This window comes from Phreatobacter stygius (assembly GCF_005144885.1).
Lineage (GTDB): Bacteria > Pseudomonadota > Alphaproteobacteria > Rhizobiales > Phreatobacteraceae > Phreatobacter > Phreatobacter stygius.
On sequence record NZ_CP039690.1, the window covers coordinates 7258981 to 7280652 of the forward strand.

16 protein-coding genes and 2 tRNA genes are annotated in these 21672 nt (G+C 65.8%); 4 read left to right on the forward strand and 14 right to left on the reverse strand.

Translation table 11 applies throughout. From position 1 onward, the window contains the following. Positions 1 to 86: 86 nt before the first annotated feature. Positions 87 to 896, reverse strand: coding sequence for an aminotransferase class IV family protein (locus tag E8M01_RS34445; protein WP_136964303.1), 810 nt, complete (start codon positions 894 to 896; stop codon positions 87 to 89). Between the two features lie 155 nt (positions 897 to 1051). Here E8M01_RS34445 and E8M01_RS34450 point away from each other — a divergent pair, with 155 nt between their 5' ends. After that, positions 1052 to 1969, forward strand: a complete 918-nt coding sequence (locus E8M01_RS34450; protein ID WP_342778656.1) for a LysR substrate-binding domain-containing protein — start codon at positions 1052 to 1054, stop codon at positions 1967 to 1969. 73 nt (positions 1970 to 2042) lie between these two features. Here E8M01_RS34450 and E8M01_RS34455 read toward each other — a convergent pair whose 3' ends face one another. Both E8M01_RS34455 and E8M01_RS34460 read right to left on the reverse strand, forming a co-directional pair. After that, complete coding sequence (locus tag E8M01_RS34455; protein WP_136964305.1) at positions 2043 to 4187, reverse strand: sodium-translocating pyrophosphatase; 2145 nt, start codon at positions 4185 to 4187, stop codon at positions 2043 to 2045. 189 nt (positions 4188 to 4376) lie between these two features. Next, positions 4377 to 5591 (reverse strand): MFS transporter, encoded by a 1215-nt coding sequence (locus tag E8M01_RS34460; RefSeq protein WP_136964306.1) that lies wholly within the window; start codon positions 5589 to 5591, stop codon positions 4377 to 4379. Between the two features lie 223 nt (positions 5592 to 5814). Here E8M01_RS34460 and E8M01_RS34465 point away from each other — a divergent pair, with 223 nt between their 5' ends. Further along, entirely contained in the window at positions 5815 to 6930 is a 1116-nt protein-coding gene (locus E8M01_RS34465; RefSeq protein ID WP_136964307.1) for an NADH:flavin oxidoreductase/NADH oxidase, read from the forward strand. A 362-nt stretch (positions 6931 to 7292) separates the two neighbouring features. Here E8M01_RS34465 and E8M01_RS34470 read toward each other — a convergent pair. The 4 genes from E8M01_RS34470 to E8M01_RS34485 form a co-directional block, all read right to left on the reverse strand. Next, a tRNA-Val gene (locus E8M01_RS34470) sits at positions 7293 to 7368 on the reverse strand. 141 nt (positions 7369 to 7509) lie between these two features. Next, the gene (locus tag E8M01_RS34475; RefSeq protein WP_281287830.1) at positions 7510 to 7962 is read right to left on the reverse strand and encodes an HU family DNA-binding protein; all 453 of its coding nucleotides are present in this window, start codon (positions 7960 to 7962) and stop codon (positions 7510 to 7512) included. Between the two features lie 18 nt (positions 7963 to 7980). Beyond that, on the reverse strand, positions 7981 to 10407 hold the full coding sequence (gene lon / locus E8M01_RS34480) for an endopeptidase La (protein ID WP_136964309.1): 2427 nt from the start codon (positions 10405 to 10407) through the stop codon (positions 7981 to 7983). Positions 10408 to 10875: 468 nt separating this feature from the next. Further along, entirely contained in the window at positions 10876 to 11841 is a 966-nt protein-coding gene (locus E8M01_RS34485; protein WP_136959840.1) for an IS481 family transposase, read from the reverse strand. A 228-nt stretch (positions 11842 to 12069) separates the two neighbouring features. Between E8M01_RS34485 and E8M01_RS34490 the strand changes: the two genes are divergently transcribed. After that, positions 12070 to 12432: a hypothetical protein gene (locus E8M01_RS34490; RefSeq protein ID WP_136964310.1), complete on the forward strand. Its 363-nt coding sequence runs from the start codon at positions 12070 to 12072 to the stop codon at positions 12430 to 12432. A 206-nt stretch (positions 12433 to 12638) separates the two neighbouring features. Here the strand turns inward: E8M01_RS34490 and ltrA are convergent, their stop codons facing one another. The 5 genes from ltrA to E8M01_RS34520 all read right to left on the reverse strand — a co-directional run bounded on the left by ltrA (position 12639) and on the right by E8M01_RS34520 (position 18298). Continuing rightward, the gene (gene ltrA / locus E8M01_RS34495) at positions 12639 to 13988 is read right to left on the reverse strand and encodes a group II intron reverse transcriptase/maturase (protein ID WP_246088531.1); all 1350 of its coding nucleotides are present in this window, start codon (positions 13986 to 13988) and stop codon (positions 12639 to 12641) included. Between the two features lie 459 nt (positions 13989 to 14447). Beyond that, positions 14448 to 15704, reverse strand: a complete 1257-nt coding sequence (gene clpX, locus E8M01_RS34505) for an ATP-dependent Clp protease ATP-binding subunit ClpX (protein WP_136964311.1) — start codon at positions 15702 to 15704, stop codon at positions 14448 to 14450. A gap of 291 nt (positions 15705 to 15995) precedes the next feature. Then, positions 15996 to 16631, reverse strand: coding sequence for an ATP-dependent Clp endopeptidase proteolytic subunit ClpP (gene clpP / locus E8M01_RS34510; protein ID WP_136964312.1), 636 nt, complete (start codon positions 16629 to 16631; stop codon positions 15996 to 15998). 175 nt (positions 16632 to 16806) lie between these two features. Beyond that, positions 16807 to 18162, reverse strand: coding sequence for a trigger factor (tig, locus tag E8M01_RS34515; protein WP_136964313.1), 1356 nt, complete (start codon positions 18160 to 18162; stop codon positions 16807 to 16809). Positions 18163 to 18213: 51 nt separating this feature from the next. Then, positions 18214 to 18298, reverse strand: a tRNA-Leu gene (locus tag E8M01_RS34520). A 260-nt stretch (positions 18299 to 18558) separates the two neighbouring features. Between E8M01_RS34520 and E8M01_RS34525 the strand changes: the two genes are divergently transcribed. Beyond that, positions 18559 to 19950 carry a multicopper oxidase family protein gene (locus E8M01_RS34525; RefSeq protein ID WP_136964314.1) on the forward strand — a complete coding sequence of 464 codons (1392 nt, stop codon included), beginning with the start codon at positions 18559 to 18561 and terminating at the stop codon, positions 19948 to 19950. Positions 19951 to 19973: 23 nt separating this feature from the next. On the opposite strand, the gene E8M01_RS34530 is transcribed toward E8M01_RS34525, so the two are convergent. Both E8M01_RS34530 and E8M01_RS34535 read right to left on the reverse strand, forming a co-directional pair. Further along, a complete protein-coding gene (locus E8M01_RS34530; RefSeq protein ID WP_136964315.1) occupies positions 19974 to 20318 on the reverse strand; it encodes an antibiotic biosynthesis monooxygenase in 345 nt (114 codons plus the stop codon). A 196-nt stretch (positions 20319 to 20514) separates the two neighbouring features. Further along, the gene (locus E8M01_RS34535) at positions 20515 to 21672 is read right to left on the reverse strand and encodes an efflux RND transporter periplasmic adaptor subunit (RefSeq protein WP_136964316.1); all 1158 of its coding nucleotides are present in this window, start codon (positions 21670 to 21672) and stop codon (positions 20515 to 20517) included.

A 21672-nucleotide genomic window follows, 5' to 3' on the forward strand; every position in this document is an offset into this window, starting at 1 on the left:
CGGGTCGCACGAAAAGTCAAAAAAGCCCCGTTGAAAGACGGGGCTTTTTTTCGCGGTTCGGTCCGGGAATTCGGCGGGACCGGCCGTCACGGCGCGGTCAGCGGTTCGGCCTGGTAGGCCCGGTGCAGCAGATCCAGGAAGGCCGGCGCCTCGGGCAAGCGCGCCGGGCCGATCCGGTGGACCGCCACACCCGGCGTCCACGAGTTCATCACCACGGCCCCGGCCAAGGCCGGCAGGTCGGCCGGCGTCACCGCCTGGCTGCGCTGGTGAATGCCGAGCCGATCCAACTGCCGGCGGACGATGCCCATCGTGGTGCCGCCCAACATCTCGGCCTCCGGCCACACCACCGCGGCGCCGTCCCAAAAGGCCAGGTTCCAGATCGATGCCTCGCTGAGCCGGCCCCGGCGGTCGACGAAAGCGGCATCGTCGAAACCCTGTCGAACGGCCTCGCGCAGGAAATAGGTCTTGGCCACCTCGCCGACATGCTTCAGGGCCGGGAGGACGCGTTCGTGCTCGACCGTCGCCAGGGTCAGCGGGCCCTGCGGCCCGGACGCGGCCGCTCCGGTACGCACAAGCAGCTGCAGCTCGACATCGGCCCCGGCCACGGTGAACTCGCCCGCCGGCGAATAGACCGTGGCGGTCATCGAGAGGTCAGCCGGACCAGCCGCCAGTGCCGCCCTGAGATGGGACCGCACCCGATCGTCGGACAAGGCCTGGCCGAACAACGCCACCGAGGCGGACCTGAGCCGTTCCAGATGCAGGTCGAGGCCGCGGACCTGGCCGCCACGCACCTGCATGGCGGTGAAATGGGCGTAACCGGCGAAGGCGAGCGGCGCCAGATCCTCGACCGTCGCCGCCCGGCCAATGCGTTGAACCACAAAAGAACCCGCTGACATCGCTGCACTCCAGGCATTTTGGACCGGGACGCGGCAAGGCCGTGTCCCGCCAGACATGATCGTCAAGTCAGGAGATCATCGCCGATTGAGGCGACACTGAAAAACAAGTAGTTTTCGTCCGATCATCAAACATGGCTTGAAGATCGATGGACCGCATGCTGCCGGGAACACGCGCCCTCAGGACCTTCGAAGCGGCCGGGCGGCATCTGAACTTCACGCGCGCCGCCGACGAGGTCGGGCTGACGCCGGCGGCGGTCAGCTACCAGATCAAGGACATCGAGGATCAGCTGGGCGTCGTGCTGTTCACCCGCACCAGCCGCCGCATTCAGCTGACCCCAGCCGGCGTGGTGCTGTTCGAGGCGGTCACCGACGCGCTGGACCTCTTGCAGCGCGCCGCCGGCCGCGCCCGAAGACTGGCGCGCGGCTCAGCGCAGCTGCGCCTGTCGCTCGGCGCACGATTTGCGACCAACTGGCTCTTGCCGAGACTGCCGCGGTTCAGGGCCGCGAACCCGACCCTGGAGCTGACATTCGATATTACCGATCAGGTCAGGGATTTCGACACCGACGATGTCGATGTGGCGATACGCTTCGGCGCCGGCCATTACCGGCCGGCGCGCTCGGATCGCCTGTTCGACACGGTCATAGCCCCGATCTGCAGCCCGAAACTGATTGAAACCGGTCCCAGGCTGGAGACGCCGCGGGATCTGTTTCACCACACGCTCTGCTATGCCGACCGAAAAGCCGAAGGCATGGCCTGGCCGAACTGGCGCATGTGGATGGCCGCGGCCGGCATCGATGACTTCGACGACAGCCGATGTGTCGCCTTCGCCGAAACCAGCCAGGTCGTGCAGGCGGTCATCGAAGGCGGCGGCGTTGGTCTTGCAGATCTCGCGATGATCGCCGGCGACCTCGCCCAGGGCCGGCTGGTGCGGCTGTTCGACATCGGCCTCAGCGTGGCGCAGGACTATACCTATCACCTGGTCTACCCGGAGCGCAGCAGCCAGGACCCGCGCGTCCTGGCCTTGCGCGAATGGCTGCTCGCCGAGGCCGGGCGGCCGATCGCGGCGAGCTGATGCGCCTTGGCCAAAAAGAAACCCCGCGGATCGCTCCGCGGGGTCTGGTGTTTCAAGAACCGGCCGACCTCGTTCAGTGCGCGAGGATCGCCAGCAGCAGCAGCGCCACGATGTTGCAGATCTTGATCGCCGGGTTCACGGCGGGGCCGGCCGTGTCCTTGTAGGGGTCGCCGACGGTATCGCCGGTCACCGAGGCCTTGTGCGCGTCGGAGCCCTTCAGGTGCTTGACCCCGTCCTTGTCGACGAAGCCGTCCTCGAAGGACTTCTTGGCATTGTCCCAGGCGCCGCCGCCCGAGGTCATCGAGATCGCCACGAACAGGCCGTTGACGATCACGCCGAGCAGCGAAGCGCCGAGCGCGGCAAACGCCGAGGCCTTCGAGCCGGACAGCCACAGCACGCCGAAATAGGCGACCAGCGGTGCCAGCACCGGCAGCAGCGAGGGAATGATCATTTCCTTGATCGCCGCGCGGGTCAGCATGTCGACGGCCCGGCCGTAATCCGGCCGCTCCGTGCCGGCCATGATGCCCGGCTTTTCCTTGAACTGGCGGCGCACTTCCTCGACCACCGAGCCGGCAGCCCGGCCGACCGCGGTCATGGCAATGCCGCCGAACAGGTAGGGGATGAGGCCACCGAAGATCAGGCCGGCCACCACATAGGGGTTGGACAGGTCGAAGGAGACCTTACCGACGTCCCTGAAATAGGGCAGGCCCGCGTCGATGAACTGCTGCAGGTCGTTGGTATAGGCGGCGAACAGCACCAGCGCACCGAGGCCGGCCGAACCGATGGCATAACCCTTGGTGACCGCCTTGGTGGTGTTGCCGACCGCGTCGAGCGCATCGGTCGACTGGCGCACTTCCTTGGGCAGGCCGGCCATTTCGGCAATGCCGCCGGCATTGTCGGTGACCGGGCCGAAGGCATCGAGCGCCACGATCATGCCGGCGAGGCCGAGCATGGTGGTGACCGCGATCGCCGTGCCGTAGAGGCCGGCGAGCTGGAAGGTGGCGATAATGCCGCCGACGATGACGATCGCCGGCAGCGCGGTCGATTCGAGCGACACGGCGAGGCCCTGGATCACATTGGTGCCGTGACCGGTGACCGAGGCCTGGGCGATCGACACGACCGGACGCTTGCCGGTGCCGGTGTAATATTCGGTGATCCAGACGATCAGGCCGGTAACGGCCAGGCCGACCAGGCCGCAGATGAACAGCGCCCTGCCGGTGACCGACTGGCCGGCGACCACGCCGAGCTCACCCCAGCCGGTGACGAACTGGGTTGCACCGGCAAGGCCGACGATCGACAGCAGGCCGGTGGCGATCAGGCCCTTGTAGAGCGCGCCCATGATCGAGTTCGAGGCGCCGAGCTTGACGAAGAAGGTGCCGGCGATCGAGGTGACGATGCACACCGCGCAGATCGCCAGGGGATACATCAGCGCGGCCTGGAGCACCGCGGGCGAGGCCTTGGCGAAGAAGATCGCCGCCAGCACCATGGTGGCGACCACGGTCACCGCATAGGTCTCGAACAGGTCGGCGGCCATGCCGGCGCAGTCGCCGACATTGTCGCCGACATTGTCGGCGATCGTGGCCGGGTTGCGCGGGTCATCTTCGGGAATGCCGGCTTCGACCTTGCCGACCAGATCGGCGCCGACATCGGCACCCTTGGTGAAGATGCCGCCGCCGAGACGGGCGAAGATCGAGATCAGCGATGCGCCGAAGCCGAGCGCCACCAGGGCGTCGATGACCGTGCGGCTGGCGATGCCGAGCCCCATCGGGCCGGTCAGCACCCAATAGTAGCCGGCAACGCCGAGCAGCGCGAGACCAGCGACCAGCAGGCCGGTGACCGCACCGGCCTTGAAGGCGATGTCGAGGCCGGCGGCGAGCGACTTGGTCGCCGCCTGGGCCGTGCGCACATTGGCGCGCACCGAAACGTTCATGCCGATGAAGCCGGCGGCGCCCGAGAGCAGCGCGCCGATCAGGAAGCCGATGGCGACGATGCCGCCGAGCAGGAAATACAGCCCTACGAGAATGACGATGCCGACGATCGAGATCGTCAGATATTGGCGGCGGAGATAGGCCTGCGCGCCCTCGGCGATCGCGCCCGCGATCTCCTGCATGCGCGCCGAACCCGGATCCTGTGCCATCAGCGACTTGGTCGCCCAAGCGCCATAGACCACGGACAATAGTCCGCAGCCGATAATTACCACCCAAAGGGCTGTGCTCATTGAAAACGTTCCTCTCGACCAGCCGTCCGAATGGACGACCGACCGGCCACTTCGACCGGCTCTTCTTGCCTCTTGTTCACCGCGCGCAGCGCTGGGGACGCCGGCTGTCGCGGGACCGTCGCTTTTTTGCCAAAGTCTGTCCCGGTAAGCAACGGAAGAGAGGTTCGTCGAGCCTCGGTCGTTAGGCGATCAATGAGCCGTCGAAGGAACCCGGCGCAGGGTTCCGAACGCCAGCGACACGGCGGCGACCAGGACGATCGGGAAGACCACCCAATTGACCATGTCCCAGCCATAATTGGTCAGAATCTGCCCGGAAGAGAAGGATCCGACCGCCATCACGCCGAAAACGCAGAAGTCGTTGATCGACTGAACCTGGGTGCGTTCTTCCGGCTGGGCAGTCGCCGCGACCATGGCACTGGCGCCGATATAGCCGAAATTCCAGCCGAGCCCGAGCAGCACCAGGGCAAGGTAAAAATGCGCGACGGTCAGCCCTGCAAGCCCGGCAACCGCCGCAAGCGCGGTCAGGGCCAGGCCGGCGGCGACGATTCGCGGCGCGCCGAAGCGGCTGATCAGGCCGCCGGTGAAGAAACTCGGGCCATACATGGCGATGACGTGCCACTGGATACCATAGGCCGCGTCGTCGACGCCGTGGCCGCAGCCGATCATGGCGAGCGGCGCCGCGGTCATCACGAAATTCATCAGCATGTAGGTGGCGGCGCCGCAGACCACCGCGGTCAGGAAGGCGCGGTCGCGGAAAAAACGCGACACCGGCCGGCGCGCCGCCGCGGCCACCGGCTTCGGCTTGGGGATATCGATGAACGACAGGATCACGCCGGCGAGGATCGCCACCACCGCCTGGCCGATAAAGGTGCCGGCAAACAAGACAGGTGGCATCGCATCCTTGGTCCAGACCACCAGTTGCGGCCCGACCACGCCGGCAATGATGCCACCGGTCATGACCCAGGAAATCGCCTTCGGCCGGAACGCATCCGACGCCGTGTCGGCGGCGGCGAAGCGATAGCTCTGGGCGGCCGAGGCATAGAAGCCGGCGCAGAAGGTGGCGAGGCAGAAGATCGGAAAGCTGGCCAGCGTCACGCCGAGATAACCGAACAGGCCGGTCAGCACGCCGGCCGAGGTGGCGATCTGATAGGCGGCCCGGCGCCCGAACCGGTGGATCAGCATGCCGACCGGCAGCGAGGCCGCGGCGAGCCCGACCACAAAGATCGAGATCGGCAGGGTCGCCAGCGAGCGCGACGGCGCAAGCCCGGCGCCGACAATGGCGCCGGTGGCGAACATGACGGTGGTATTGGCACCGGCCAGCGCCGTCGCCAGCGACAGGATGAAGGCATTGCGGCGGGCCAGCCGGTCACCGGCGGCCAGCATGTCCTGTGTCGTCGCGGTCATGGCGTTTCCGAAGAATTCCGATAGCGGGCTTCCGGCGCTCCGCAGGATGTATGTTCCGTGGAACAGCTCTTTCGGAGAACGGACTGTTGCCTTACCCGGAATGCCCCGCAACAGCCACAGCGGGCCGTCCGGGGTGACCTGCGCCGGACACATGCAGGCAGCGCGCCGGGGCGCTTGCCGTTGCGCGAGCTTTCCGGCCAGATCGGCTCAGGAGACCTTTTCCATGAGCCAGCTGTTCACGCCTCTCGACCTCGGCCCCTTGCATGTGCCGAACCGCATCGTGGTCGCGCCGATGTGCCAATATTCCGCCAATGACGGCTGCGCCAACGACTGGCACCTGCAGCATCTGATGACGCTCGCCATGTCGGGCGCAGGCCTCGTCGTGCTCGAAGCCACCGCGGTCGAACGTGCCGGGCGGATCACCCATGGCTGCCTCGGCCTCTATTCCGACGCCAATGAGGCGGCGCTCACGCGGGTGCTGGCGGCCGCCCGCACGGTTGCCCTGCCCGGCACCCGCTTCGGCATCCAGATCGGCCATGCCGGCCGCAAGGGCTCGGCGGAGCGGCCCTGGGAGGGCGGCCTCGCCCTGAAGCCCGGCGCCGATCCCTGGGATGTCCTGGCCGCCTCGGCCATTGCCTTCGACGACGGCTGGCACCGGCCCAAGGCGGTCGATGCCGAGGACATCGCGCGGATCACCCAGGCCTTCGTCTTGGCCGCCGAGCGCGCCGCACGGATCGGCTTCGACGTGGTCGAGCTGCACATGGCGCACGGTTATCTCCTGCACAATGTGATGAGCCCGATCTCCAACCGGCGCGACGACGGCCTGGGCGGCAGCCGGACCAACCGCTTCTCCTGGCCGCTCGCCATTGCCGGCGCCGTCAAGGCGGCCTTGCCGGACAGGATAGCGCTCGGCGCCCGCATCACCGGCCAGGACTGGGCCGAGGACGGCCTTGAGGTCGCCGACGCGGTGGCGCTCGCCGCCGCGCTGAAGGCGGCGGGGCTGGCCTTCGTCTGCCTGTCGTCCGGCGGCATTCATCCGAAGGTCCGGGTCCAGGTATCGCCCGGCTACCAGGTGCCCTTCGCCCGCGAGGTCAGGGCAAAGGCCGGCATCGCCACCCGTGCGGTCGGCATGATTGCTCGGGCCGACCATGCCGAGGAGATCGTCGCCAGCGGCGCCGCCGACCAGGTGGCGCTCGGGCGCGCCATTCTCGATGATCCGCGCTGGGGCTGGCATGCCGCCGAGGCGCTCGGCGCGAGCCTCAGCCTGCCGCCGCAATATGCCCGCGTCGCCGCCAGGCTCTGGCCCGGCGCCGCGCTGGCGCGACCGCGCGCGGCGTGACGGGCCAACCCTCCGCCCGCGTCTGCGCGGGAGAGGGTGGGTCCGGAGGACCCGGGTGAGGGTCGTTGCGTCGGCCCGCAACCTGCATTCCGGGCCGAGATGATGGCCGGGGCGTCGAATTCAGCCGTTCGCCCGCCGGCTCCGCCAAGTGTCAATGCATCCGGTGTCGCTCAATGCGGCTGCGCCGGGAGCGGCCACAAGTCGGCGCTCCGCATCATCTGATGGCCGCATGCGCGCCTTGCAGGGACGCAACCACCCTCACCCGGCCGCTCCGCACAGGCAAAAGCTCTCGCTTTTGCCGAGCCACCCTCTCCCACACAGATGTGGGCGAGGGTTGACGGTGCGGCCCTGCGCGAAAGGAATGGTGGGCAGTGACGGGCTCGAACCGCCGACATCCTGCGTGTAAAGCAGGCGCTCTACCAACTGAGCTAACCGCCCTGGCCGATCAGATCGGATCCATGCGGGCCATGTAGACGCCTCGGCCCTCGCAGGCAAGAGGCGCGGCCAAAACCGCGCGCCCCGGAAACGGCGAACGCCGCCGGGAGACCCGGCGGCGTTCGCGAAGCACTGCTCGATCCGTCAGCTGTTGACGGCGTCCTTCAGGCCCTTACCGGCCGAGAACTTGGGTGCCTTCGAAGCGGCGATCTTGACCGGCTTGCCGGTGCGCGGATCACGGCCATCGCGGGCAGCGCGGTTGCTCACCGAAAACGCGCCGAAGCCTACCAGCTTCACGTCGCCGCCAGACTTCAGCGTGGCTTCGATGATGTCGAACGTGGCATCCACGGAAGAACCCGCCTGCGCCTTCGTCAGGCCTGCCTTCTCCGCAACAGCTGCGATCAGTTCGTTCTTGGTCACGGCTTTTCTCCTTGATCTAGCCGGGCCGGGAATCAGGGATTCCGCTGCCGGCGAGGACGACATGCTGTGCCGTGTGACGAGGTGGAAATCAAGGCTGGCGCGGCTTTTCCAAGCCGCAAAGCCATGAAATCCGCCGCTTTCAACAGAAAACCCCGGGTCGAGACCCGGGGTTTTCAACAGTTCGAACCTGCAAGCTCAGTGCGCGAGCGCGCCGGCCGCGTCGTCATCGCCGGTTTTCGGCGATGCCACGGGCTCCGCCTCCTCGTCCCAGACGATCGGCACGGGCTGCCGGATCAGGGCATGCTTGAGCACTTCGTCCATGCGCGCGACCGGGATGATTTCCAGCCCGTTCTTCACGTTGTCCGGGATCTCCGCCAGGTCCTTGGCATTCTCCTCGGGGATGAGGACAATCTTCAGACCGCCGCGCAGCGCCGCCAGCAGCTTCTCCTTCAGGCCGCCGATCGGCAGCACCCGGCCGCGCAAGGTGACCTCGCCGGTCATAGCGATGTCCTTGCGGATCGGAATGCCCGACATGACCGACACGATGGCGGTCGCCATGGCGATGCCGGCCGACGGACCATCCTTCGGGGTCGCCCCTTCCGGCACGTGGACGTGCACGTCGCGCTTGTCGTAGAGCGGCGGCTTGATGCCGTAATCGATGGCACGCGAGCGGACATAGGATGCCGCGGCGCTGATCGATTCCTTCATCACGTCCCGGAGGTTGCCGGTCACCGTCATGCGGCCCTTGCCGGGCATCATCACGGCTTCGATGGTCAACAGCTCGCCGCCGACCTCGGTCCAGGCCAGGCCCGTCACCGCGCCCACCTGATCCTCGGTCTCCGCCATGCCGTAGCGATAGCGCGGCACGCCGAGATAATCCTCGACCACCTTCGGCGTCACCTTGATCGTCTTCTTCTTGGTCAAGGTGAGGTCCTTCACGGCCTTGCGGACGAGATTGGACATTTCACGTTCGAGGTTGCGCACGCCCGCCTCGCGGGTATAGCGGCGGATCACGCTCATCAGCGCTTCGTCGTCGATCGACCATTCCTTCTCCGCCAGGCCATGCTTCTTGATGGCGTTGGGGATCAGGTGCTTCTTGGCGATTTCGCGCTTTTCGTCCTCGGTATAGCCGGCGATACGGATCGTCTCCATCCGGTCCAGCAGGGCCGGCGGGATGTTGAGCGTATTGGCCGTGGTCACGAACATGACGCTCGACAGGTCGAAATCGACCTCGAGGTAATGGTCGTTGAAGGTGGCGTTCTGCTCGGGATCGAGCACCTCCAGGAGCGCCGCCGAGGGGTCGCCCCGGAAGTCCTGGCCCATCTTGTCGATTTCGTCGAGCAGGAACAGCGGGTTCGCCGTCTTGGCCTTCTTCATCGACTGGATGATCTTGCCGGGCATGGAGCCGATATAGGTGCGCCGGTGACCGCGGATCTCGGCCTCGTCACGCACGCCGCCGAGCGAGATGCGGACGAATTCACGACCCGTGGCCCGGGCGATCGACTTGCCGAGCGAGGTCTTGCCGACGCCGGGAGGACCGACGAGGCACAGGATCGGCCCGGTCAGCTTGTTGGCGCGCTGCTGCACGGCCAGGTACTCGACGATGCGGTCCTTGACCTTGTCGAGCCCGAAATGGTCGTTGTCGAGCGTCAGCTGGGCGCCGGCGAGGTCCTTCTTGATCTTCGACTTCTTGCCCCAGGGCAGCGACAGCATCCAGTCGAGATAGTTGCGCACGACGGTGGCTTCCGCCGACATCGGCGACATCTGACGCAGCTTCTTCAGCTCGTGATGGGCCTTGTCGCGGGCTTCCTTGGACAGCTTGGTCCGCTTGATCTTGTCTTCGAGTTCGACCAGTTCGTCGCGGCCCTCTTCGTCGCCGAGCTCCTTCTGGATCGCCTTCATCTGCTCGTTGAGATAATACTCGCGCTGGGTCTTCTCCATCTGCCGCTTGACGCGGGTGCGGATCTTCTTCTCGACCTGCAGCACCGAGATTTCGCTCTCCATCAGGCCGAGCGCCTTTTCCAGGCGCTTGGCGACGTCGAGCGTCTCCAGCACGGTCTGCTTGTCGGAGATCTTGACCGCGATATGGGAGGCCACCGTATCGGCGAGCTTCGAGGCATCCTCGATCTGGCCGACCACCGAGACGATCTCGGGCGAGACCTTCTTGTTCAGCTTCACATAGCCTTCGAACTCGGTGACGACCGAGCGCGCCAGCGCCTGGACCTGGACCTTGTCGCCGATCTCGTCGGCCACCACGGTCGCTTCGGCCTCGTAAAAGTCCTCGCGGGTGGAGTAGCCGGCGATCTTGGCGCGGGTGACGCCTTCGACCAGCACCTTGACGGTGCCGTCGGGCAGCTTCAGCAGCTGCAGGACGCTGGCCAGCGTACCGATGTCATAGATTGCTTCCGGCGCCGGATCGTCGTCCTGCGCATTCATCTGGGTGGCGAGCAGGATATGCGTTTCGGCACGCATCACCTCCTCGAGCGCGCGAATCGATTTCTCGCGGCCGACGAACAGCGGCACGATCATGTGGGGAAACACCACGATGTCGCGCAACGGCAGAACGGGGAAGCTCTTGGCTTCGCCGGGGGTGAGGGGCGGACGCTTCTTGGTCTCGCTCATGATGCTTTCGTCCTTTGCTCGACACGCCGTTAAAAACGGCCCTTATGGGCCCGTTCCGACGCGGCGCTCGGATGAACCGGGGCGTGCACATGCCTGCCACATATGTCGCGCGGGGACGGCGGCGGGAATGAGGCCCTGCTGGGGAGCCGATGCGGCAACCCAAAGGCGCTCGTGGCGCTTGGCCGACCCCTGGCATGAACCGTGCCCGGGGGTCTGTCGGTTACCATTAGGTGGCGGTGCACCCATGAGGTGTCAAGGCAGCCGAGGGACCCGTTTGTGCAGCGCCCACAAGTTGGCCGCCATCGCCCAGGCGCATGGCTCCGCCGAGGCCAAGAGATCGCTCACCAGATCGCCGCCCGATCGCCGCCCGATCGCCCTTGGGGGCGCCCGCGCAACCCGGCTGAAACAATTGCATTCGGCGGCCACATGACGTGGCGCGGCACGGCGAAACCCTGAAACATTCGCGCCCTAGTTGTTTAGTCCCGGCATTTGATGGAGTGGATCGAGCCTGAATCGTTGAGGCTCTGTTGTCCAGAGTTTGCAGATGAATTCGTAGGGTGTGAGGCCCTTGAGGGTCTTCAGCCTCCGCCCGAAATTGTAGGCGCTGACGAAGTCGGCGAGATGCGCTTCGAACTGCCGGTGGCTGTCGTAGTGGTAACGCTTGACGGTGGCTTCTTTGATGGTGCGGTTCATGCGCTCGACCTGGCCGTTCGTCCAAGGGTGCTTCACCTTGGTGAGGCGGTGCTCGATGCCGTTCTCCTGGCAGCGCATGCCGAACATGTGCGTCACGTAGCGCGCCGTCGGACCATCGGCATACCGTGGCGGGAAGGTGAACTGGATGCCGTTGTCGGTGAGAACGGTATGGATCTTGTAGGGGACGGCCTCGATCAAGGCCGAGAGGAAGGCTGACGCGGAGGTCCGCCCCGTCTTCCTGACGATCTGTACGACGGCGAATTTGCTCGTGCGATCGATGGCGACATAGAGGTACAGCTTGCCCTCAGCGGTCTGCACCTCGGCGATATCGATGTGGAAGAAGCCGATCGGATAGGATTTGAACTTCGTCTTCGCCGGCTTCTCGCCTTCGACCTCGGGCAGGCGGCTGATCCCGTGACGCTGCAGGCAGCGGTGCAGGGATGACCGCGTCAGCGTCGGGATCGTCGGCTGTAGCGCATAGAGGCAGTCGTCGAGCGGCAGCAAAGTATGCTTCCGGAAGGCGACGATCACGGCCTCTTCCTCAATCGTCAGCACTGTCGAAGTCGGGTTCTTCGGCCCGGTCGGCACATCGGTCACCGAGGTCCGCTTCTTCCACTTCGCGACCGTCTTCTGGTTAATCCCGTAGCGCTTAGACAGAGCCCTCAGGCTCTCTTGACTATGTTGTATCGCTCGACGGACCGCCTCAGTCGTCGTGGCGCTCCCGTGGAGAACCTGGCCCATAGCGCGTCCCTCGATTCCTGCATCGAGATTGCACCATCAAAGCCCGGGATCAAACACCTAGTCAGAGGTCACGCCTCGACGAGGAGGACGGGCCGCCGGCCGAACCTGCCAGACCGCTGCATCCCCTCAAGGGATCGCATCGGCCAGGCGGCAAGGACCGCAGCGACACGGCCAGGATCTCGGCGCGGTTCCTCATTCGGCTTCACAGCAGAACCACGGGAGTGTCCCATGCGCCGCCGCCTTTTCCTTGCATCCCTTGCCGCCGCCTCGGTGGTGGTCTCGACCGAAGCCTTCGCCCAGGCCCAGCAGAACTTCTCGCTGGTCAACCGCACTGGCTTCCAGGTCAACGAGGTCTATGTCAGCCCGTCGGCCAACAACAACTGGGGCCGCGACATCCTCGGCGACGGCGTGATGCCATCCGGCACCCGCCGCAACATCACCTTCCCGCGCCGGACCCAGGCCTGCATGTTCGACCTGCGCATCGTCTATGACGATGGCGACAAGTCCGAAGCCCGCGAAATCAACCTTTGCCAGGTGAGCAATGTCACGCTGACCTGGACCGGCCGCGGCACCCGCTTCTCCTACGACTGATCACCTGACCGCTTCCTCCGCAGACCTCCACCTTCAGGCGGGCTTCACAAGCCCGCCTTTCTTTTTGACCGCCTGCCATTTCGGGACGCCCGGCCGGTTTGCAGGTCCAGGCTGTGCCAAATCGGCATAGGGGGCGGTCGTTTGACCGCACCCCTGCCACACCACCCGGCATGCGGGTCCGCACCGGGCGGTTCGAGAGATTGAGGTCAGGCGAGCCTGGGCATTCCCAGTTGGTCGGCCCATTTGATCGTGAGGACTGAGTTGAGGAGCATCCCGCTGTTGCGCCACCAGCAGCGGGAGTTTCCCGCTACCTTCTGAGCGACGTTGGGTTTGGCTCCCATCGCTATCAGCTCCCGAAGGATTGTCCTGCCCCGCTTCCAGTGCTTGAGCTGGATGGCCCGCAAGCGATGACGCATCCACTCGTCCAGCTCGCGCCAGACCTTGGGTGTTTGCGCCAGTCGGAAGTAGGCTTTCCACCCCAGCACGAAGGAGCACAACCGCGCCGTCACCGCTGTTAACGATCGCCCGGTCACCCGGGGTGTCAGTTCACGGATCCGGGTCTTGAACGCCTTGATCGCCTTGTCGGCGACCCGCCGTTTGACCACCCGACCCGGCGCCACCCAGAAGGCGTAGCCGAGAAAGCGGCGGCCGAAGACGGAAGCCACGGCACTCTTGGTCTCGTTCACCGTCAGATGAAGCCGGCCGTAGAGTCGTCGCAGCAGAGCCATGACCCGCTCGCCCGCCCGCCTGGACCGCACATAGACGTTGCTGTCGTCGGCATAGCGGCAGAAGGCATGGCCGCGTCGTTCAAGCTCCTTGTCCACCTCGTCGAGCAGCACGTTGGCCAGCAGCGGTGACAGCGGGCCACCTTGCGGCGTGCCCCTGGTCCGCTTGATGACCGCATCCCCATCAACAATGTCAGCGTTCAGGAAGGCACGGACCAGACGGATAACGCCGGGATCCGGGACCTTCCGGCGCAGACGATCGATCAGGATGTCGTGGTCCACCCGGTCGAAGAACTTCTCCAGGTCGACATCCACCACAACCCGCCGCCCGGACTGCACGAACGATTGCGCCGCCAAAACGGCATCGTGTGCGCGTCTGCCCGGGCGGAAGCCGTAGCTGTGCTCGCTGAAGGTCGGATCAAGGATCGGCTGCAGGACTTGCAGGAGCGCCTGTTGGATCAGGCGATCCAGCACCGTCGGGATGCCGAGCTCGCGCTCGCCTCCCCCCGGCTTCGGGATCATCACGCGACGCACCGGCTGCGGCTGGTACGTCCCCTTCAGCAGACTGTCGCGGATCACGGACCAGTCGGTTCGCAGCATGCTGGCCGTCTGGTCGATATCCAGACCATCCACGCCTGCCGCACCCTTGTTGGCGCGCACCTGCTTCAAGGCCCGCAGAAGGTTCTCTCGCGCCAGAACCGCTTCGAGCAGTCCCGGCCCCGTGTCGTTCCTGGTCCGGGGCGGGGGCGCGGCTTCGTCGAGACAGGAGCCCGAGCGGGCTTCACCCGTTCGCCTCTCCCGCTTCCCGGGCGTACCCGGCATCTGACGCATGGCCTTGCTCATCCTTGGGGGAACTTCACTCTCTCTCGTTCGGTCCTTCGCCGACGGTGGCCCGCCGGCTACTACGACCTCGGCTGACTTCTCGCTCCGGTTCGACACCGTCGCCCTTTCAGGCACGAGGCGAGATCTCCCCAGGTAAGAACGCAATCCTTCCCCGCACAAACGCCGGATTTACGTCATCGAGCCTTGACCACAAGGGCTTTGCGGTTCGTTGCCCGCTCGCCCTGCTCGACACCGCCTTCTATCCGGTTCTTGTCCATCGTCTCGCGGGTTACGCTCCACGCTTCCTCCCCACGGTCGGTCGCCCTTCCGCAGTTGCGCTTCGCTTCGTTCGCTGTGGCCAGCTTACGGGAGGACTTCCACCTCCAAGATTGCGCCCATGCTGGGCGCACAACGAAAAAGGCGGGCTCTTGCGGCCCGCCTTTCCCAGATCTCGCCGGTCGCAGCGCCTCAGGCGCTCGCAGCCTTTTCCTTCTCCGAATAGATGTAGAGCGGGTGCGCCTTGCCCTGCACCACCTCGTCGGAGATGACCACCTCCTCGACGCCTTCCAGCCCCGGCAGGTCGTACATCGTGTCGAGCAGGATGCTCTCCATGATGGAACGCAGCCCACGCGCGCCGGTCTTGCGGTCGATCGCCTTGCGGGCGACCGCGCCGAGCGCGTCCTCGTGGAACGACAGGTCGACATTCTCCATCTCGAACAGCCGCTGATACTGCTTCACCAGCGCGTTCTTCGGCTCGGTCAGGATGCGCTTCAGCGCCGTTTCGTCGAGGTCTTCCAGGGTTGCCAGCACCGGCAGGCGGCCGACAAACTCCGGAATGAGGCCATATTTCAGGAGATCCTCGGGCTCGACCTCGCGGAAGATCTCGCCGGTCCGGCGATCCTCGGGAGCCCGCACCTTGGCGCCGAAGCCGATCGAGGTGCCCTGCCCCTTGGTCGAGATGATCTTTTCCAGGCCGGCAAAGGCGCCGCCGCAGATGAACAGGATGTTGGAGGTGTCCACCTGCAGGAATTCCTGCTGCGGATGCTTGCGGCCGCCCTGCGGCGGAACGCTCGCGACCGTGCCTTCCATGATCTTCAGGAGCGCCTGCTGCACGCCCTCGCCCGACACGTCGCGGGTGATCGACGGATTGTCCGATTTGCGCGAAATCTTGTCGATTTCGTCAATATAGACGATGCCGCGCTGCGCCCGCTCGACATTGTAGTCCGACGCCTGCAGCAGCTTCAGGATGATGTTCTCGACATCCTCGCCGACATAACCGGCTTCCGTCAGCGTGGTCGCGTCCGCCATGGTGAACGGCACGTCGAGGATACGGGCGAGCGTCTGCGCGAGCAGCGTCTTGCCCGAGCCGGTCGGCCCGATCAGCAGGATGTTCGACTTCGACAGCTCGACGTCATTGTGCTTGGTCGCGTGATTGAGCCGCTTGTAGTGGTTGTGCACCGCCACCGACAGCACGCGCTTGGCATGGAACTGGCCGATCACATAATCGTCCAGGACCTTGCAGATTTCCTTCGGCGTCGGAATCCCGTCCTTCGACTTCACCAGCGCGGACTTCGATTCCTCGCGGATGATGTCCATGCACAGTTCGACGCACTCGTCGCAGATGAACACCGTCGGGCCCGCGATCAGCTTGCGAACCTCGTGCTGGCTCTTGCCGCAGAACGAGCAGTAGAGCGTGTTCTTTGCGTCGCTGCCGGCCTTGCTCATCTGTCTCTCCACGCGAACCCACGAAACATGTGGGCCCTTTGATACGAGGCATCCCCCTTTCGGGATCGCCTCCTGAGCTCTCGGATCCGGGCCCGTCCACCGGGGGTCGATTAGCCAACCATGGTGGCCTGACCCGGATCAAGAAATGATTAACGCTATTTCGTCACGCATGAGGGGCCGGTAAAGCCCGTCACACGCCATCGTGAGACGATCCTGTGACACTAAGCAATCTTTGGGCCGCAGGATGTGTCCCAAAAGTGACACGATAGCGGCGACCGCTCAGTGTCGGTCTCAACCCTTCGTCGCAGCCGGATCTTCGGGCCGCTGCTCGATCACCTGATCGATCAGGCCGAACTCCTTGGCCTTCTGCGCCGACATGAAATTGTCACGCTCGAGCGCTTCCTCTATCTCCTTGAGGGTGCGGCCGGAGTGTTTCACATAGATTTCATTCAGCCGCCGCTTCAGTTCCTTGACCTCTTCGGCGTGGATCAGGATGTCGGTCACCTGGCCGCGATAGCCGCCGGACGGCTGGTGCACCATGATGCGCGAATTGGGCAGGGCCAGGCGCTGGCCGGGCGCGCCGGCGGTCAGCAGCAGCGAGCCCATCGAGGCGGCCTGGCCCATGCACAAGGTGGTGATCGGCGGCTTGATGAACTGCATGGTGTCGTAGATCGACATGCCCGCCGTGACGACGCCGCCCGGCGAGTTGATGTACATGTTGATCTCCTTCTTCGGGTTTTCGGCCTCGAGGAACAGGAGCTGGGCGACGATCAGGGTCGCCATCGCGTCTTCGACCGGACCCGACAGGAAAATGATGCGCTCCTTCAGGAGGCGCGAATAGATGTCGTAGGAGCGCTCGCCGCGGTTGGTCTGCTCGACCACCATCGGCACGAGATAGTTCTTCAGGGTGTCGGCCGGATCTCGCATCGTCTTAATATCCTCAAGGAGCCCATGTCCGGCGTGTCTTTCGCCGATTCTCTTTGACGCAATCCTAACCGGATCGCGCAATCCAGGTGAACTGGTCCGCACCGAACATGCGAAGGGCCGCGCAACGGCGGCCCTCCCCTGAACCCAAGACGAAGGCTGTGGCCGGGGAACCGCTTCAGGCGGCCTCCTCGTCCTCGTTGTCCTTCAGGAGATCGTCCTTGGAGACGACCTTCTCGGTCACTTCGGCGAGTTCCAGAATATAATCCACGACCTTCTCCTCGAAGATCGGGGCACGGAGCGAAGCAAGCGCTTCGGGGGTCTTGCGGTAATAGTCCCAGACCTGCTGCTCCTGGCCAGGGAACTGACGTGCCCGCTCGACGACCGCGCGCGTCACTTCCTCGTCGCTGATCTTGATTTGGGCCTTGTCACCGATCTCCGCAAGGACGAGGCCGAGACGGACGCGCCGCTCGGCGATCTTGCGATAGTCCTCGCGGGCCTTCTCCTCGGTCGAGTCCTCGTCGGCGAAGGTCTTGCCGCGCGATTCCAGATCCTGGGTCACCTGGCGCCAGACGCTCTCGAACTCCTGCTCGACCAGCGTCGGCGGCAGCTCGAAGGCGTGCTTCTCGTCAAGCGCGTCGAGCAGCACGCGCTTCACCTTGCGGCGCGAGGCGCTGGCATATTCGTCTTTCAGCTTGTCGGTGATCGCGGTCTTCAGCTTTTCGAGATCCTCGAAGCCGACCATCTTGGCGAACTCGTCGTCGATCTTGCGCTCGCCCGGCTTCTCGATGCTCTTCACCGTGGTGGCGAACTCGGCATCCTTGCCGGCCAGCTGCTGGGCCATGTAGTTCGACGGGAACTTGACCTTGATCACCTTCTCGTCGCCGGTCTTGACGCCGACCAGCTGGTCCTCGAAGCCCGGAATGAACGAGTTCGAGCCGATTTCGACCTGAATGTCCTCGGCGGTGCCGCCGTCGAAGGTCTCGCCGTCGATGGTGCCGACGAAGGCGACGGTCAGCCGGTCGCCGGCTTCGGCCTTGCCCTTGGTCTTCGGCTCGAACGGCCGGTTCTGCTTGGCCATGGTCTCGAGCATGGCCTGGACGTCGGCTTCCGACGGCTCGACCACCGGCTTCTCGACCTTGATGCCCTTGAAATCGGCCAGGGTGATGGTCGGCAGCACCTCGAAGGCGACGGTGTAGTCGAGGTCGGCCTTGCCGTCGAACACCGCCTGGGCCTCGTCCTGGGCCTCCGGCAGCTTCACCGACGGCTCCATGGCCAGCTTGAAGCCGTTGTCGGCGACGATCTTCTGGTTGGTTTCGCCGACCAGCGCCTCGATGGTCTCGGCCAGCACCGACTTGCCGTAGAGCTTCTTCAGGTGCTGCACCGGCACCTTGCCGGGACGGAAGCCATTGATATTGACGCGGCCCCTGAGGTCGTCGAGGCGGGCGTCAGCGCGCGCGGCGAGATCGGTCACGGGAACCACGACGCGGAATTCGCGCTTCAGACCTTCGGACAGGGTGGCTGTCACCTGCATGGCTCAGTTTCTTTCGTGTTCGTGGTCTGTGGACCGGTCCCGATCGGTGGGTGGTGCGGGCGGAGGGACTTGAACCCCCACGGCTTTCGCCACGGGAACCTAAATCCCGCGTGTCTACCAATTCCACCACGCCCGCCGAGGGCCGCTCGAAATAGCTTCTCGTCCCGGTAGGCGCAGACCGCCACCGGGCGCGGCCTCTTAGCACCGGGTTTTCCCGCATGCATCAAAAAAATGACACCGGCCCCGCCCTGATGCGGGATAAGGCGCCGAAGACCATCGTCCGGACCCTGCGGCTGCGCTGATGCGACGCGACCGGCGACGGCCCCGGCGGCGCGACCGGCCGCTGCCCGCCATGCTAAGAAGAGCCGCGATTCACGCCCGAAGGCCGAGTGTTTCATGCCCCAGTCGACCCGCATCAGCCGCCGCCTGGCGCTTCAGGGCCTTGGCCTCGCCGCCGGCCCAGGGGCGCTCGGAGCGGTGATCGGAATCGTGTCGAGCGGCGTGGCGCTGGCGCAGGCCAAGCCGGCGACCACGACGACGCTGACCGCCATGCGCGGCGAAGCCAGGCTGCGCGGGCCGGACCTGCCGGCGACCCCGGTCTGGGGTTTTGACGGCGTCAATCCCGGGCCGACGCTGCGCGCCCGCCGGGGCGAGGAATTCCGCCTGCGATTCGTCAACGGCCTGGACGAGCCGACCGCCCTGCACTGGCACGGCATGCGCATCGACAACCGCATGGACGGCGTCCCCGGCCTGACCCAGCAGGCGACCGCGCCGGGCGCCGGCGTCGACATTGCCTTCACGCCTCGGGATGCCGGCACCTTTCTTTATCGGCCCTGGCACCCCGAGCACGGCGCCGGCCAGATGGCGCGTGGCCTTGCCGGCCTCCTGATCGTCGACGGCCCGAGCCTGCCGACCGCCGACCGCGAGCTGACGCTGGTGCTCGACGACTGGGGGCTGGACGCCTCCGGCGCGGTCGCCGAGCCTGGCGTCACCCTGGAGCCGCAGGCGGCCCCCGGCGTCGCCGGCCGGCACCTGACCGTCAACGGCCAGCCCTCGCTGACCATCGCGGCGCGCGTCAACGAGCGGATCTGGCTCAGATTCGCCAATGCCGCCCATGCCCGCATCCTGCAGTTCACCCTTCCCGGCCAGCCGCTGACCCTGATGGCGCTCGACGGCCAGCCCTGCGAGACCTTCCTGCTCGAACAGGCGCGCGTCGTGCTCGGTCCGGGCCAGCGCGCCGAGGTCATGCTCGATGTCACCGGCACGCCGGGGACCAGCGTGCCGCTGGAAGTGACCAATTTCGCCGGCGCCAGCCTCAAGGGCCACCTGGCGATCTCGGGCGACGCCCCGGCCCGGCTCCAGCCGCTCGGCGCCCCGCCGCCGCTCAGCCCCAATCCGATCGCCCAGACCATGGAGTTCCAGCGCGCCTTCCGGCTCGACCTCGGCATCGAGCCGCGTCCGGCCGGCGCGACCGCCTTCAACGGCCGGGCCGACCGGGCGCCGGGGCCGCAGCCGGCCTTCAAGGTCCGGCGCGGCACGGTGGTCATGGCGGGCCTGCGCAACGACACCAGGGTGTTCCAGGCCGTCCACCTGCATGGCCATCAGGCGCGCCTGCTCGACGGCCTCGACGACGGCTGGAAGCCGTTCTTCCTGGACACCGTCATGGTCGCGCCCGGCCAGACCTCGCGCATCGCCTTCGCGGCCGATAATCCCGGCAAGTGGATCATCTCGGCCCAGGCGATCGGCGACGATCAGGGCCCGCTGGTGGCATGGTTCGAAGTGACTTGAACCAACCCCCCAGGGCGCCTGGCTCAGCTTTGCAGGCGCTGGTAATTGGCGATGTCTGCCTTGATGCCGAGCCGGGCGATCATCTCCTGACGGTCGAAGCCGAGCGTCTTGTGAAACTCCGCCACGGCCGCGGCGACCGGCGCGACCATGCTGGCATCGGCCCATTCGACGAATGTCACGAAGTTGAATTCGCCCGGGCCCGAGCGCTGCTCCAGGATATAGTCCTGAACGAAGCCGTCCTGCCTCCGCAGGAAGGCATGGGTGGCGTTCACTCTCGCGAGAAACTCGGCCCGCGCCGGCGCGGGAACGGCAAACTTGTCCACCCGATATAGCGGCGCCGGCGCCTGATCATCCCCGCTCCCATTCATCTGCATCTCCCATGGCTCGTTGTTCGGCTCCGCCCCTGCGGACGGCGCGATACAGCCAAGCCTCGCACCTCAAACAAGATTGAGGTCAAGCGCCATGGGAGTGAAATTCATCGGGGCGAAACCCGCCATCAACCTCCGAGGCAGGCGGTCACAAGATCGACCGGCCGAGGCGTGAGGCCCGCTCACGCCCGCCCGGTCAGGCTGCCGGCGCGGCCGCCGGCTGGGCCGGCAGGGGCGCCACCGGCATGCCCGGGAAGATCTTCTGCAGGTTGCCGCTGATGATCCGGTCGGTCTCGCGGATACCCCTGGTGACCGATACGAGATCGCCGTCGGCCGGTCCAAGCTCGACCAGCCGGATGCCGACCTTGCCGTCCTCCTCGATCACATAGACGAACTTGCCGAGCTGGTTCGAGCCGATCGCGACCTGCGGCACCAGCAGCGTGTCCGGCCTCTGGCCGACCAGCACGCGGATGTTGACATATTGGCCGGGCAGCAGGGACAGATCGCCGTTCTCGATGGTGGCGCGGGCGACGATCGTGCCGGTCGAACGATCCACGCTGTTGTCGATGAAGGTCAGTTCGCCGCGGTGCCTGGCCTGGGCCTCGCTCGGCACCCGGACCTCGGTTTCGATCTTGCCGTTGCCCCGCGCCTTCTGGATCTCGACGAGGTCGGCCTCGCTCGGGTTGAAGGTCACGTAGATCGGGCTGAGCTGCACCAGCGTGTTCAAGGGCGTTCCCGCCGCGCTGATCAGCGTGCCGGCCGGCGCCTGGTTGCGTCCGAGACGGCCCGGGAACGGCGCGCGGATCTCGGTATAGCTGAGATTGAGTTCCGCGCCGCGCACCGCCGTCCGCGACATCGAGAGCTGCGCCTCACCCTGCCTGACCGAGCTGGTCCGCTGCTCGAACGAATCCCGCGCCAGATAGCCGTTGCGGGCGAGCTCGTTGCCGCGACTGAGATTGGAACGCAGATATTCAAGCGATGCGGCATCGCGGTCGACCTGCGCCTTGGCGCTGTCGAGGGCGACCTGGTAGTCCCTCTGGTCGATCTGATAGATCAGGTCGCCTTCCTTGACGTCGGATCCGTCGGCGAGGCTCTGCAAGCCCATATAGCCGGTGATCTTGGCCTGCAGCACGACGTTGCGGATCGATTCCGTGCGCGCCGCATAGTCGAGATAGATCGGCACCGTGCGCTTGACGACGGCGGCGACCGGCACCGGCATGGCCTGCATCGCCGGGCCACCCGGTGCCGCCACGGCACGGACGAGGCCAGGCTGGTAGCGCAGGACGAAATAGGCGCCTGCCGCGGCGGCGATCGCCACGACTGCTACGCCGAACCTGATTTTCCCAATAGCCAT

Excerpts from the sequence above, each read along its gene's own strand:
- E8M01_RS34445 (WP_136964303.1), bottom strand. The coding sequence starts at position 896 with ATGTCAGCGGGTTCTTTTGTGGTTCAACGCATTGGCCGGGCGGCGACG.
- E8M01_RS34450 (WP_342778656.1), top strand. The coding sequence starts at position 1,052 with ATGCTGCCGGGAACACGCGCCCTCAGGACCTTCGAAGCGGCCGGGCGG.
- E8M01_RS34455 (WP_136964305.1), bottom strand. The coding sequence starts at position 4,187 with ATGAGCACAGCCCTTTGGGTGGTAATTATCGGCTGCGGACTATTGTCC.
- E8M01_RS34460 (WP_136964306.1), bottom strand. The coding sequence starts at position 5,591 with ATGACCGCGACGACACAGGACATGCTGGCCGCCGGTGACCGGCTGGCC.
- E8M01_RS34465 (WP_136964307.1), top strand. The coding sequence starts at position 5,815 with ATGAGCCAGCTGTTCACGCCTCTCGACCTCGGCCCCTTGCATGTGCCG.
- lon (WP_136964309.1), bottom strand. The coding sequence starts at position 10,407 with ATGAGCGAGACCAAGAAGCGTCCGCCCCTCACCCCCGGCGAAGCCAAG.
- E8M01_RS34485 (WP_136959840.1), bottom strand. The coding sequence starts at position 11,841 with ATGGGCCAGGTTCTCCACGGGAGCGCCACGACGACTGAGGCGGTCCGT.
- E8M01_RS34490 (WP_136964310.1), top strand. The coding sequence starts at position 12,070 with ATGCGCCGCCGCCTTTTCCTTGCATCCCTTGCCGCCGCCTCGGTGGTG.
- ltrA (WP_246088531.1), bottom strand. The coding sequence starts at position 13,988 with ATGCGTCAGATGCCGGGTACGCCCGGGAAGCGGGAGAGGCGAACGGGT.
- clpX (WP_136964311.1), bottom strand. The coding sequence starts at position 15,704 with ATGAGCAAGGCCGGCAGCGACGCAAAGAACACGCTCTACTGCTCGTTC.
- clpP (WP_136964312.1), bottom strand. The coding sequence starts at position 16,631 with ATGCGAGATCCGGCCGACACCCTGAAGAACTATCTCGTGCCGATGGTG.
- tig (WP_136964313.1), bottom strand. The coding sequence starts at position 18,162 with ATGCAGGTGACAGCCACCCTGTCCGAAGGTCTGAAGCGCGAATTCCGC.
- E8M01_RS34525 (WP_136964314.1), top strand. The coding sequence starts at position 18,559 with ATGCCCCAGTCGACCCGCATCAGCCGCCGCCTGGCGCTTCAGGGCCTT.
- E8M01_RS34530 (WP_136964315.1), bottom strand. The coding sequence starts at position 20,318 with ATGAATGGGAGCGGGGATGATCAGGCGCCGGCGCCGCTATATCGGGTG.
- E8M01_RS34535 (WP_136964316.1), bottom strand. The coding sequence starts at position 21,672 with ATGGCTATTGGGAAAATCAGGTTCGGCGTAGCAGTCGTGGCGATCGCC.